The following is a 13,034-nucleotide window of genomic DNA, read 5'->3' as shown; positions in this document are numbered from 1 at the left end:
GCACCGCAGCGGCCAGGAAGCAAGAGCGAATTGGGCGGAAATCGATGCTGTGGAGGCGGTCCTGCGGGTGACACCCCTTCCAGGGGAAACGACGTGGTCTTTTCTGCACCGGGTGGCGTCCGCCTACCGGCTGCAGGTAACCGACCTGACGGCGTGGTGGCAGTGGGCAAATCCCGTGCATCAAAGGCATGGTGTGCGTCCCGACGGTGAGGTGCTCCTCAATGTAGTGGCGCAGGGGCAGTTGGCCGGTTGGTGCCGTGTGCCGGCAGGCCATCTCGCGCGGGCGTTGCCGTCCTGGACGGCAGGGCCGACGGAGCTGGCTGGCCGTGGCGAGGACGGGCAGGGGTGGGCGAGGTGGCAGTCGGGGGCTTCGGAGTGGGGGCCGGTGGTGTTCGGCTGCAGGTTGTGCGCGGCCCGGCGTGGCAGCGGCGTGGCGCCGGTCTGGGCGTACTGGCCGCAGTGGCGGCGGCTGTGTGCGCGGCATGGCCGGTGGCTGCTGGAGGTGGGCGAAGGCCATCCGGTGGAATTCGTTGATGCCGGGAATCTGGTGATGGAGTTGATCCGGGCGCAGCGTCAGTGGGACCGGGTGGAGCGGATAGGGCAGGCGGCCGACGCGGCGCCTCGTCAGGTGTTCGGGCTAGCGCGCGCGGTGGTGTGCGGGTGGTGGGGGCGGGAGGATTTCTGGGAGCGGGAGACGGTATGGGGGCCGCGCCTAGAGCAGCTGGTGGCGGCTACGCGCCGGTGGTGTCCGGATCCGGCGGGCTGGGGCGTTGAGCAGTGGCGGCTGCTGGTACGGGACGTGGTGGTGTTCCCGGAGGTCGTCGCGGTCGCGGAAGCTCTGGTGGATCCGCGGATGCAGCAGCTGGCTGCCGGAAGCGGTGCGGGTGCCCTGGTGCGCGGCCGGGGTGGCGGTGAGCGGTTTACTGCCGCGTTGGGCGAGCGTCTGGGACGGGTGTGGCTGGGCGAACTGGAAGCGGACGGCCATGGCGGCCCGTTGGCGTCCTGGGCTCGCGCGGCGGTACGCGAGCAGCGCCGTCCGGCGGGATCGCCGCCGCAGCAGGGGCGGTATGGGCTGTGGTGGGTACACAGCGCGCACCGGCCGACGGAAGTAGGAACGGGGCTGCGCCGGCTGTCAGACCCTCTGGGCGCAGGCCCAGGCGCCCGTGAGGGTTCGGGTGCAGCAGGACGTGGCGGACCGGCGGCTCGAGGGTGGCGGGTGGAATTGGCGGTGCCGCGGCGGACCGGACACGGCCGGGGCCTGGAACAGCGGCATGCACAGTTGTTTACCGAAGGACTTGAGCAGGCCCGTCTTCATGTGGAGCGGTTCGGGCATCTGGCCATCGCGCACACCGGCGGCCGAGCGCGGGAAGAGTTCGATCTGGGGCGATGGCTGGCCAACAGGCGTGCCGACGCGACGTCACTGACCGTGGAACAGACGGAACAGCTTCGACGCCTGGATGCATGGTGGAACCCGCCCTGGCCCGTCGACTGGCAGCGTGCCTGGTACCGCGCCCGCGCCCATGTGCACGAGCAGGGGCCGGTGCACGGCGGCGACAACCTGGCCGGGCTGCCCGGCTGGCTTCAGCGGTGGCTGCGCCACCAGATCGCCAGCTACGGGCAGTTACACGATGGCCAGCGGGCGCTGCTGGCTGAGATCGGGTTGTCCACGGGCGAGGTCGAGCTGTTCCACACGTGGTCCGGGCAGCGGCGTCCGGTCGCCGATGGCCTGGCTGTCGCTCATGCCTACACTGCTCGCCACGGCCACCTCGCCGTGTCTCAGCCCACCGTCGTTGACGGTTTCGCGCTGGGGACCTGGCTCAGAAATCAACGCCAGCGGCAGCGCAGCCTCGGCCGGCTCACCCGGCTGGGACACCGCCTGACGGACCTCGATGCATGGTGGAACCCGCCCTGGCCGGTGGCCTGGCAGCGCATGTGGTGGGCCTCCCGCTACCACCTGACCGGGCTCCCGGACGGTGTCGAGTGGTGGCCCGATGCCCCGAACGACGAGCACATCACCGCCTGGCTGCGGGAGCAGAGTGCGCGACGGACACTGTTGTTGCCAGAGCAGCGGCGTCTGGTTGATGAACTGCTTTCGCTGACCGGTGGGATGCCGGTGTGGCGGCCGCGGATCAGTGATGTCGCCTGGCAGTCCCTGTCCAGGCTGCTGCCCGCGCGGTCTCATACCGGGGGCCGTCCCCGTAGCGAACGGCAGATCCTGGAAGGCATCGTCCACATCGCCTGCACCGGACAGGCGTGGACACGGCTTCCCCCATCTCTGGGCTCCTTCCAGGCCTGCCGGCGCCGATTTCTTATCTGGAGCGACGACGGCACCCTCCAGCAGATCTGCTGCGCTGTCCTGTCCGAAGAGGACGCCGCCTGGCAGCAACGGCTGGCCGCCTACCTCGACCCGTCTGAGTGAAGAGGTCCGTAACCGCATGCGCCAGGAGTGTGGTGTGCATCCGGTGGTGGGGTGTTCGCCGACGCGGCGCCGGCCAGGGCATCTGGCAGGAGTCTTGCCGTCCGGTCTGCCGGACGGCACCGTCGGCTGACGCAGGCTCACCCGGGCATGGGCGGCCGTCACAGGTCGGGGAGGGCGGAGCGGTCCTGGACGGTGATGTGGAGGGTGTGCAGGGGCTGGGTCCGGGTGGGGCGGACGACCTCGAACCAGTCGGTGCCCTCCTGCAGGTGGTGGGAGATGCTGCGGTGGTGACTCCAGCCGAAGCCGATGCTGGTCTGCCAGGTGGTGTCGCTGTAGCGGCTGCCGATGACCGGTTCCCCGTGCAGGTAGACGGAGTCGAGGGGGCGGGAGGTGGCTTCGAGGTGGGCGAGGACGGCTGCCGCGGCGCGGCGCAGCGGGCTCGTCTCGCTCCAGCGGGTGAGAGCTTCGAGGGCTGCAGGGTGGGCGGGTTCAGTGTCGGGGAGCTGGAGTTGGCGGATGGTCGCGGCCTTGCGGTCGACGAGGTCGGTGAGATCGATGCGGACCGGGCGCGGGACCCAGCGGTCGATGCCGTCGAAGGCTTCGATCATGTGGTCGCGTGGGGCGCGGCCTGCCTCGGGGTCGGGGGTGATGGCGGCGAGCCGGGTGCGGGCGGCATCGACGGGTTCGCCCCGGGTCCACAGCAAGGTCAGTTCGAACCCTTCCGCTTCGAGGCTCTTGCGTTCACCGAAGTGGATCTGCAGGCCGCGGCTGTTGCCCTTCAGGGCGCGCTTCATCGAGGCGGAGGGGTCGCCGCCGTAGGACAGGGAGTGAAGGAACTCGGAGACGAGACGGTCGTCCCTGCGGTGCTCCACGACCAGGTCGACGTCCGAGGGGTTCAGTGCGCCGCGTGCGTAGGAGCCGAAGACGAGGATCTCGTCGACAAGGTCCAGCGGCCAGCCTCCCCCTTCCAGCCGGTTGAGCATGTCGTTGAGGAGCGTGGTGGCGCGCTCGCGTTTCACGGAAAGCCTCCGCTGGTCGGTTCGGATGACGGCTTTGGGCTTGTGGTTTTCAGCCGGTCTGCCGTGGGTTGGCGGGTGCTCGGGAGATGACTCTGCTGAGAGTTCCGGTATAGGTGGTGCCTAGTTCAGTTACGGTCCCGGGGAAGGGGCCCGGGACCGTGGCGCATGGCGCTGACGTAGTTCTCGGGCAAGAGCACACGGTCGCCGACTTCGAGCGTGCCGGAGCCGCTCCAGCGGTATCCGTAGCCGTCGACGGTGACAGCCTGGTCGCCGCCGACCTCGAAGCGGCGGTTCTTGGCGTCGAGTTCTTCCCGCAGGCTGCGTATCTGGCGCTCAAGGCGTTCGACCTGTGCGGCCTCTACGCGTTGTCCCCACTCTCTTTCTTGAGCACGGCCGGTCTCAAGGCCTTGCTCGTATGCCTCTACAAGGGCTTTTTCGTGGTCGGTGGTGTGCAGTTTGCAGGCGAAGCCCGGACCCGAGAACTGCGCACGGCAGGGAGCGCCGGACTTGGTGGGTCGTCCGCAGGGCCGGTGATGTACCTCTTCGAACACGGGGTTCCTCGCACAGTGTGTGGCGGTGGCGTACTACAGGGTGGTCGGCAGGGAGGTAACCGGCTGGGAGATGGCCTGCGGGATGCAGTCGGGGACGGTGCGGCCCGTCTGGGTGCAGGTCAGGGTGAGGAGTTGGAGGTAGCCGAGGGAGACCGGGCGTCCGGGGAGCTTGCCCGCTGCCTGTTCGAAGCGCTCGAGCGTGGCGGACTTGATGCCCAGGTGCCGGGCGGCGTCGTGGAGGTCGAGTCCCGCGGCTTCACGGGCTTGCCTCAGGAGTGGGGCGTTGTCGTGCCAGAGCTGCGGTGTGGTGTCGGTGGTGTCCCGGGCGACGGCCGCGCGGGCTACGGCGAGGGCGGTGCTGATCCGGTCGTTGCGGGGTCCGAGCAGGAACCGGGCGAGGCGGGCTGCGCCAGCCGTGCGGTCGACGCCTTCGCTCCAGGGCTGGGAGGCCTCCTCGTACACGCGGGCCCGGGCCGTGGCGCAAGCCTCACGCTCGCCGGATTCGGCGCCGGTGGTGCGGTGGCGGTCGCTGGTGCAGGCCCGTGTGCTGTCCTTGGCGAGGTCCATGTCGCGGTCCTCGTCGTCGGCTTCGATACTGCCGATGACGTCCCGGACCTGCTGGCGTTCTTGTGGGGTCAGGACGCTCGCGAGTACTTCCGCGGCCGCCTGGGCCTCAGGCCGTCCCGCGGGCTCGAAGCCGCCGCCCCAGGCGTGGGAGGCGTCTTGTCCCTCCGCCTTCTGGAAGGCCACGTCGATGGCTTCGAAGGTGTGCGGGCTCCAGGCGTGCATCATCAGGATGATTTCCCGCACGGCATGCTGGGCGGCCGGGTCCGTCTCCTGTGCGCTACCGCTGCTGTGGCGGTGCCGGGTTCCGCTCATCCAGTCGGTGAAGGTCTCAGGCCGGCGGGGGTCGGACGGTTGCGCTGCCGTAAACCAGCGCGCTGCCCGCACGACGCAGGCGTGCGCGTGCTGGATGGCGGCGTACCAGCCGAACAGTGCCTCGCGGTAGTCGTCCGCATGACGGTCCTCGGCAAAGGTGCCGGTCTCCGTTCGGCAGTGCTGCGGGCATTCCGCCGCGTTCACCCGGTAGAGAGCGGCGCGGGTTTCGGGGAACGTCAGCAGAGCGATGTCCAGGTGCTCGTATTTGGGGCCGCGGTTGCGGCGCTTTTCGAGCCCCTGGTCGAGGAAGACCTGAAAGCGGGGTTCCTCACGCCAGTTCACCGCGGCCCTGTGCACACGGGAGTCGCTCTGCCACGCTCTGGTCGCGATGACCTCCCGCAAGGCCGAAGCCACGTCCCGCCGCAACGCCGCACCCCATGTAATCAGGACCGGCAGGCACTGAGGATCACTCCCCAGCGCGGACATCACCAGATCGATGTCACCGTGACGGTGAAGATGACGCTGAAACACGAACGCCCCCATCGACGCAGCAGGTCCCATCCCCGGTCCTGGCTTTCCGCACAGAGACGAAGCCCGGTGCTGTCATCCTGCACCAGGGCTCGGACATCCGGCCCTCAAACTGGCGATCTACCCAACTCGGTGTCATACAGAAGGGTTTGCTCGCTGCTGCGCTTGCGGCGGCGGCCCTTCAGCAGATCCACTGAAGCGGGGCGCCGGCCAGGACGTCGTCTTCCCGCAGTGCCTGGCCGCCATCCGGCCAGGGTCCGGGGTGAGCGGAAAACAACGGTCAGGCCGCTGTAAGGACATCCGGGGATGCAACTCCGGGACAGCGGCCTGCAAGTTCAGGGACGGGTGGCTGGCAGGCGCATTCGCCGACGAGAAGGCGCGGCACGCTTCGCATCGCGATCGCACGGACAATGATCAGTCATGATGCCGACCGCATGGGCCTGACGGTCCGTCGGCCCATGCGCGAAGCCGCCGGAGCTGGCGCCCGCCTGCTGGAGGGCACCGACTGGTCCGAGGCCGTCCGCCCCCTGGCATGGGCGGCCCGTGTCAGCCCGGGCAGAACCGTTACGGGAACATGCAGTTCAACCCCGGTGTATCGCTTCCGGCCAATCAGACAACTCGCCGACACGGCGTACCGCAACCAGGGCACCCCACTCCGCCTCCGGGTCGTTGTCGATCCCGGGGTATCGAAAGGCCAGACTGCTCAAGGAGAAGATACGGCCACGCGGGCAGGCTCGTCGTGGGGCAGCATGCCTGCTTCATCGATGAGCGGTACGACAACGCGGTAGAGGTCTTCCCCGGCAGGGTTGACGAGCCCGCTGTGACGCTGTGCCACGGAAAATCCGGCGCCCGAGATCAGGTCTGCGAGCTGCAGCGAGGGGTGGTGTGTGGACTGCCCGCGCCGCAGGTGTCCCAGGTGTACTCCCCTGGAGAGGTGGCGGAACTCGGGATGTCCACGGCCATGTGCTTCCGTCTCGATGTCGTCGAAGTTCGCATCGGACAGGGCTCTTTGGTCGTCTACCAGCATGTTCACCCGCCCCAGTTTCCGGGACCAGTTCGCGGTGATCGCGGCAACGGCCGGAATCAGGGGCTCCAACGCCTGCGGAAGAAAGGCGTCCGGCCCGTGTGCGTCCCGAAGGTATTCGGTGGCTTCCTGCCGGGTGGTGCGCAGCAGCGCCAGGGCTTCGGTGACATTGCGCCGGCGCGAACGGGCCCAGGCTTCCTCCACGACCTCATAGAAATCGTCGACGGTCACCTGCTGCTCCCGGTTCTTGTGGGAGGTGAAGGCAACGGTGGACGACAGCAGCCGGTCGAAGAGCACCGGTCCCAGGGCACGCGGCCCCTCACCGAACAGGCTGCGGGCCATCTTGCGTGCGCGGTCGGCCCTGTAGAGGTTACGGCCCTGCCTGTGGGCTTGTTCCTCAACGAACAGGTCGATCAGCTTGCCCACGACAAAGTAGTGCTTGTCGATCAGATAGACCGATGCCCTCCCATACAGGGCGCCTCCCGGTGAAAGCAGCTCGGACAGAACCAGGCGCCGCTGGCCGTTCTTCGGGCCGGCGAAGGCCTTGGAGAACTTCAGCTCGGGTGCCTGCAGGCGGATGGCGGTGCGGATCTCGTCGACGATGGGCGCCGCGTCGGCGTCGCTGATGGCGACCGATCCGATCGACAGGTAACGGCTGCGCTCCTCACCGTGCAGTTGGTCCCCGTCCCATCCCGATTCGTCGACAGCCACCCACCGTCCCCCTTCCTCAGTGTCCGTGGTGGCACTGGGCTGGTTGTGGCGTGCATAGTTCGGGCCGAGCAGGCCTGTACCGGGATTGGGGTGATGGGAAGGATCAGTCATGGGCTGATGATGCGGTGCACGCTGCCAGCTGGGCAACGTGTTACCGGAGTGCAGAGCCTTCGGGCATGAGGTGGCAGAACGCCGCAGGACGACAGCTGACCTGTCGTCACCGCAGGCTCAACGAGGAGTTGGTATCAGAGTGCCGCACGGAGAGGCACCCGACCACAGCGGTGGCCGTGCCTCACAGGTCATCCCGTGCCGGTTCTGCCGACCGTCCCCATAGGCTCAGCTCAGCACCATGGCATCGCCTGTCCGCGGAGGAGCAGTTTCATGACCCGCTACTGTGTCGTGTTCGACCGGCACGAGCTGATAGCCGCCTGGGGAACCGGTGAAGGCGACCTGGCCGCTAGTGCCGCCGCCTTGCCGTCCGGCGCCGGCACCACCGGGCTCCTGAGTCTGGCCCGCGCTCTGACCCAGTTCTCCAGTGCCGCGTGGCGCACCTACACGCATCCCGCCAGCGCTGCGGGCTCCCTGGAGGCCAACAGCGAGGGATGGCGTCGAGAACAGGAGCGCAAACACTTCAGCGAGGTCGCCGACGCAATCACCCGCCCGAACCTGCCCAGCGGCGGTTCGATGACCGTCTCCTACAGCAGGCTCCTTGAATCCGCGCACCGGGTCGGACGGGCATTGCACCGCCTGGACGATCCGCAGCTGGTGAAGGCCGTGGCCGCCGAACTCGCTGCCGTGGAGAGCGCCGAACTCGGCGACCTCAGCGGCCGCGCCCAGCAGGCGGTTCTCCTCAGCCGTGAGGACGCCTCTCCCGTCCAGGTCGCCGCCTCGAACCATCTTCTGCAGGAAGACCCCTTCGGCCCTGCCGAGCTCTTCGTCGGTGTCGACCCGACTGCGGCCGCCGTCGCAGCGGCGCACTGGCTCGCCGCGGCGGCCGACGTCGCCGCCGAAGCGGCCGGGCTCAACCCCGCCGAGGTGGTTCTCGAGGCCGACAACATCGAGGCTCTCCCCCACGAGACGCCCACGCTGGTCCTCGATCTCATCGGCCAGGGCGCCAGCCCCCATCAGGCTGTCACCGGCCTGGTGCGCCACGCCATGCACGTCGCCGTCGGCCTGCTGCCCGACGCTGCCGCGCTGCGGGAGCAACTCGACGATCTGGAGGGAACGCTTGCCCAATACAAGGGCACAACGGAGGCCGACCTCACCCGCATGCCCCTGCGCCTGACTCCTCTCGACCCTCAGCGCCCCGCACGTGACCTCCTCGAAGACCTTCTTACGGGCATCCACGGCTGCTGGCTCCTCTATGACGAGTACGAGGGTCTTGAGCACGAGGGGGAATCCGGCACAGACGACGTGGAGGAATGGGACGACGAGCAGACCGAGCAGCACCAGGACCGCAGCCGCGAACACTTTGCCCGGCTCGTCCGCGACACCGCGGCCCGCGACCGGGACCGGCTGATCTGACCGGGCCGCGAGCAGACCCGGCGGCCTTGTCGGCCTGTACGGGGCCGGCCGGTGGTGTTGTCAGTCCTGGGAGGAGTCCAGAGCTGCGGCGAGGCGCTGGTAGAGGCGGCCTTCGGCCTGGGGGTCGAAGACGGGGGTCAGTGAGGTCGTGGTGAAGCTGTCAGCGGTAAGGGTGTTGATCCGGTACGGGGCGAGCGTACTGGGGTCTTTGAGGTCGTAGCGGGTGTGCCGGCTGCCGTACTTGCCGACGGTGAGCATGACGATCCGCCGGGTTCCGGCTGCGGTCAGCAGGAGGCGCGCCCATTCCAGGGACATGCCGTGGGTGGTGAAGTCGTCGACGACGACGACGGTTTTCGCGCCGAGCTTGCCGCGGTAGCCGGGGCCCAAGTGCACCGTCTGGGCCTGCGTGGCGATGGAGACGTCCTTAGCCGCCTGGCCCTGGCTGGCCTTCCAGCGCTCCAGGCTGGTGTCCGGGGCGTCGACGGCGCGGACGAGGAGGTCCTCGCGGTAGTAGCCGTGAAAGAGTGCGGCTGCCTTGTCCAGATAGGTCTTCAGCCGTTCGCTGACCTGACCGCTCGTGCTGCTGGGGTAGATGCAGAAGTAGGGACTGGCAGGGATCAGGTCTTCCAGATAGGCGTAGGCGAGGACGAACAGCATGAGGACGCTCCGGGCGTCCGCATCCCCGATCTCCACCGGCCTTTTGTAGGTGAAGACGTCCTGGAGCCTGAAGGTGGTGCCGGGCGAGGTCGAGGGCAGCCGCGCGGAAGCCGGCAGCAGCGAGCGCAGTGACCAGTTGTCCTGATCGGTGCGGTGCGACCAACTCGGGTCGCCCGAAAGGAACATCTCCAGGAACCTGTCCACGTCGCCGGGAGCGTGGGCGACGAGCGAGGTGGTGCCGCCGGGCATCGGGGCGGCCCAGGCGGCGTGCTGGTACATGACGCCGGAGTTGATGGCGGTGCGCCAGTCCAGGGCCGTGCAGCCGACATACAGCAGCTCATACCGCTGCAGGTGCAGGGCGGTGGTGACGGCATCGATCCAGGCCGGTGAGCCGCGGTTCTTGCCGCCGGCTATGTGGGACCGGTCGACCAGCAGGCTCGGGGCGGGATAGCCGAGCTGCTGTATCCGCTCTTTCTGCGCCGGCGAGAGCGGGTCAGTGGACAGGATGCACCACTGCAGTCCCCGCGCGGCAAGGCTGTGCAGCAGCGCGGCCGTCTCGGCGGCCGCGGCATTACCGGGCTTCAGAAGGAGGGTCTTGTAGTCGAAGATGACTGCCTTAGCGGGCATGACCACCGTCTTCCTGGCCCAGCAGATCATCCAGGAACTGCCGTAGCCGTACGAGGTCTTCGGGGGGCAGGGCACGCAGTTCCGCCTCGCGGCCGAGCTGGCGCTCGACCAGGCTCAGGCCGAAGGTGGTGTGTCCGTAGGAGTCGGCCGCGCTGCGGCACAGAGCGTCGAGGGTGCGGCGGCCGGCCGTGGTGAAGATGTCGATGAGCCGCCCGGTGGGCTCGGTGCCGATCAGGTCGGCCAGATCGCCAGCGCCGGGCCAGGTGAAGCCGATGACCGGGCGGCGGTAGGTGGCGGCAAAGCGCACGGTATGGGCGGTGCCGCCGGTGCGCCGTCCCTCGGCGGCGACGACGAGATCCGCGAGACCGGCCTGGAGGCGGTTGCGCTGGACGAACTGGGCCTTGCGGTAGTACTCGCCGGGCAGGTACTCACTGGCGACGGCCCCGCCGGTGCGGACGATGCGGGCGCGGATGTCCGCGGTCTCGGCCGGGAAGATGATGTCGATGCCGTGGCCGAGGAAGGCGACGTTGCGTACTCCGTCGCGCAGGGCGGCCCGGTGCGCGACCGCGTCGACGCCGTTGGCGAGACCGGACACCAGGGTGACCGGGTAGGCGGCCAGGGTGCGCACGGCGGCTTCGGTGGCGCGCACGCCGTCAGGTGTCACGTCCCGGGTGCCGACGACCGCGACGTGCGGGCCCTCGTACAGGGCACTGGGGTCGCCCTCGACGAACAGCCACAACGGTGCGCCCGGGAGCGCAGCGAGCCGGGCCGGCAGCGCGGAGGGGCCGATGATGCTGATGTTGTGCTGGGCGAGTTCGTCGGCCTTGGCCCGGGCCGTTGCCAGCAGGTCGGCACGATGGGTGCTGATCTCGTCTGCGACCTTGCGGGCGGTGGGGACTTTGACGCGGGCGAGCTCGTCGGCCAGGCGGCTGTCGGGAACGTCCCATAGCCGGCCGAGTTGTTCCCGGTGTTCCCGTACCAGCGCGTGCAGTCCCTTGTGTCCCAGGCCGTGGGCGGAACCGAGGGCGAGGAGCGCGACCGCGAAGGGCATGCCGGTGGCGGAGTCATCGGGGACCTGCCACAGCGTGGGCTGCCCGTCGGGAGCGGAACGCCCGCGTTCTCCCTGAGTGCCGTGCTGATCCACCCCAGCACCCTACCTGGCAGACGCCGGGCGGCGCCCGTGCAATGGGCGGCCGCAGGTGTGACTCGTGCCGGGATCGCGGGTTTCGGGTCCTCGTGCACCACCGCTGCCGGATTCTCCCTTCGAACCGGCAGCGGTGGTGCAGGGCGGGGGCCTGTCCCGGCTTGTCCTGCCACCGCAGCGCTCCTCGGACGGCGGCAGGACGGGCTCTTGGGGCCCGGGCATTTTGCAGGGGTGGCCGACGGGTCTTTCATCTTGTGTGCAAAGGGCGTCCGTGAAGCGGCGGACTGCTTAGGGTCGACATGTCCGGGCCGCAGGAGGAAGGCAGATCGTTGGGAAAGAAGTCGAAGGCGCAGCGTCAGCGGGACAACGCGCGGGCGCGTGGCCGCGCGGAGCAGCAGCGGCGCACGGCGGCGGTGGAGGAGTTCACCGAGGAGCATGCCCGGGTGGTGGCGCAGCGTCAGGGCGATCCGCGGTTTGTGCAGCGGCGCAGGGGGGCGGATGGTTCGGTCGAGGTGTCCTGGGCTGCCGGCTCGGAGGTGGATGTGCACATGCGGCAGGCGATGGAGGGGCAACGGGCCGCTTTCGAAGAGAAGTTCGGACGGCCGCCCGGCCCGCACGATCCGGTCTTCTTCGATCCCGACGCTGACGAGCCGCGCCCTTTGACGCAGGAGGGCATCGGCCCGGTGATGGACAAGTTGCTGGAGGCGGCGGACCGTTCGGGCGTGGATCCCGCGTTCGTGCACGCCTGGCGCGAGTGCGGGTATCTGGTGACGGAGGACAACCGGCACACCTTCTCCGCCGCCGAGGTGATGGCCTTCAGCGATGCCGTGCACGCCTACCAGTCGGCGGCACTCGGCGAACAGGAAGCCGCCGGGGCCGAAGCCGTCGCGGGCGAGGATCTTCCCGGTGACGGCCGGACGGCGGCGGTCGCCAGTCTGCGCAACGTGGTGGCCACGATCCTGGCGCGGCGCGATCCGCGCATCGCGCTGCGGGTTGTGATCGGGCTGGAGCGGCTGGCGGAGGAGTCCGGGGACGAGGCCGCCGGGCTGGCGGGAGGCGTGTCGTTCGGGGTGCTGGCGGGATGGCTGGCCGGGGCGCGGGAGTCGGGCCTGTCGCCGGCGCAGGCCAAGGCGGCCACGGCGTGGGTCGATGAGTACCTCGGCGGCCGGGCAGGCGAGACGGCCTCCCGGATGTCGGGGCTGATCGGAGTTCCCGGGGCCGGCGATGTGACCGTGGCGGAGGTGACCGAGGACCTGGGCGACGATCTGCTGCCGGCGATGATCTGGCTGACGTGCGGTGTCGTGGCTGTCGCCGGGGCAGGCAACGCCGACTGGCTGGAGCAGTTCGACCTCGACGTGCCCTGAAGACAGGAGAACGGGCGAGGAGGAGGCCGTGCACGAGAAGGGCCCCGCACTGGATCTGCCGGTGATGCAGATTCCTCGCCTGCCAACGGCCTCGGCCCGGGCCGGCACACCGTACTGCACCGTTTGCACGAGCAGTTGGCCGCCCGACGGCCCGGCTACCGTGCTGTTGGGGTGAAGGCGAAGTTCGAAGGCCCGCGGGTGCAGACCGACACGGGTGAGCAGGCCGCCCGCGCGGCGGCCGCCCGGTTCGTCAGGGCCGCCGCGGCGGAGGCTGCCGCGCTCGGCGCGGGCACGGGGCGCGCGGTGACACGCCGGCCGGGTGGGCCACGGCGGTGTGCGCCGGCTGCCACCGCGCATGGTCCCCGCCCACGAGATCATGATCGCCAACGGTGCTGTCCGGTATTCCGGACGGGGCCCGCACCGTCCCGCAGCGCCTCGCGAGGGCTGACACCACCCCTGCATCGGGCGGCTGCCCTCTCGTGCGAACGCCGGTCCTCCCGGCATCCGGCACGGCGGCGCTCCGCACGAAGGCAACGCACCGTCGCGGTGACAACTCCCGGACTGCCGCCTGTTGTTGGCCACACGGC

The 13,034-nt window shown here is 69.4% G+C and carries 9 protein-coding genes; 3 read left to right on the top strand and 6 right to left on the bottom strand.

All coding sequences use genetic code 11. The features are described 5' to 3' along the window. The first annotated feature begins 112 nt into the window (after positions 1–112). A complete protein-coding gene (locus OG226_RS51185; protein WP_329347198.1) occupies positions 113–2,419 on the top strand; it encodes a transposase in 2,307 nt (768 codons plus the stop codon). 158 nt (positions 2,420–2,577) lie between these two features. Here the strand turns inward: OG226_RS51185 and OG226_RS51180 are convergent, their stop codons facing one another. The 4 genes from OG226_RS51180 to OG226_RS51165 form a co-directional block, all read right to left on the bottom strand. Next, positions 2,578–3,438 (bottom strand): nucleotidyltransferase domain-containing protein, encoded by an 861-nt coding sequence (locus OG226_RS51180; protein ID WP_329347199.1) that lies wholly within the window; start codon positions 3,436–3,438, stop codon positions 2,578–2,580. A gap of 125 nt (positions 3,439–3,563) precedes the next feature. Next, the gene (locus tag OG226_RS51175) at positions 3,564–3,989 is read right to left on the bottom strand and encodes a hypothetical protein (RefSeq protein WP_329347200.1); all 426 of its coding nucleotides are present in this window, start codon (positions 3,987–3,989) and stop codon (positions 3,564–3,566) included. A 33-nt stretch (positions 3,990–4,022) separates the two neighbouring features. After that, the gene (locus OG226_RS51170; protein WP_329347201.1) at positions 4,023–5,210 is read right to left on the bottom strand and encodes a helix-turn-helix domain-containing protein; all 1,188 of its coding nucleotides are present in this window, start codon (positions 5,208–5,210) and stop codon (positions 4,023–4,025) included. A gap of 889 nt (positions 5,211–6,099) precedes the next feature. Continuing rightward, positions 6,100–7,242 (bottom strand): hypothetical protein, encoded by a 1,143-nt coding sequence (locus OG226_RS51165; protein ID WP_329347202.1) that lies wholly within the window; start codon positions 7,240–7,242, stop codon positions 6,100–6,102. Positions 7,243–7,512: 270 nt separating this feature from the next. Here OG226_RS51165 and OG226_RS51160 point away from each other — a divergent pair, with 270 nt between their 5' ends. Beyond that, complete coding sequence (locus tag OG226_RS51160) at positions 7,513–8,655, top strand: hypothetical protein (protein WP_329347203.1); 1,143 nt, start codon at positions 7,513–7,515, stop codon at positions 8,653–8,655. A 60-nt stretch (positions 8,656–8,715) separates the two neighbouring features. Here the strand turns inward: OG226_RS51160 and OG226_RS51155 are convergent, their stop codons facing one another. Together OG226_RS51155 and OG226_RS51150 are read right to left on the bottom strand one after the other, a co-directional pair. Next, positions 8,716–10,014 (bottom strand): hypothetical protein, encoded by a 1,299-nt coding sequence (locus tag OG226_RS51155; RefSeq protein WP_329347204.1) that lies wholly within the window; start codon positions 10,012–10,014, stop codon positions 8,716–8,718. Further along, the gene (locus OG226_RS51150; RefSeq protein ID WP_329347206.1) at positions 9,929–11,083 is read right to left on the bottom strand and encodes a DNA-processing protein DprA; all 1,155 of its coding nucleotides are present in this window, start codon (positions 11,081–11,083) and stop codon (positions 9,929–9,931) included. Before OG226_RS51150 ends, OG226_RS51155 begins: the two co-directional genes overlap by 86 nt. Before the next feature lie 329 nt (positions 11,084–11,412). On the opposite strand from OG226_RS51150, the gene OG226_RS51145 reads away from it, so the two are divergent. Continuing rightward, a complete protein-coding gene (locus OG226_RS51145; protein WP_329347207.1) occupies positions 11,413–12,447 on the top strand; it encodes a hypothetical protein in 1,035 nt (344 codons plus the stop codon). The last annotated feature ends 587 nt before the right edge of the window (positions 12,448–13,034 follow it).

The sequence above is a fragment of the Streptomyces sp. NBC_01261 genome, from assembly GCF_036226385.1.
GTDB lineage: Bacteria > Actinomycetota > Actinomycetes > Streptomycetales > Streptomycetaceae > Streptomyces.
Note: the sequence above shows the minus strand (reverse complement) of the source record. Positions and strands in the feature narration are given on the sequence as shown.

Bases quoted from the DNA above. Each gene is read 5' to 3' on its own strand.
- OG226_RS51165 (WP_329347202.1), bottom strand. From the start codon at position 7,242: ATGACTGATCCTTCCCATCACCCCAATCCCGGTACAGGCCTGCTCGGC.
- OG226_RS51160 (WP_329347203.1), top strand. From the start codon at position 7,513: ATGACCCGCTACTGTGTCGTGTTCGACCGGCACGAGCTGATAGCCGCC.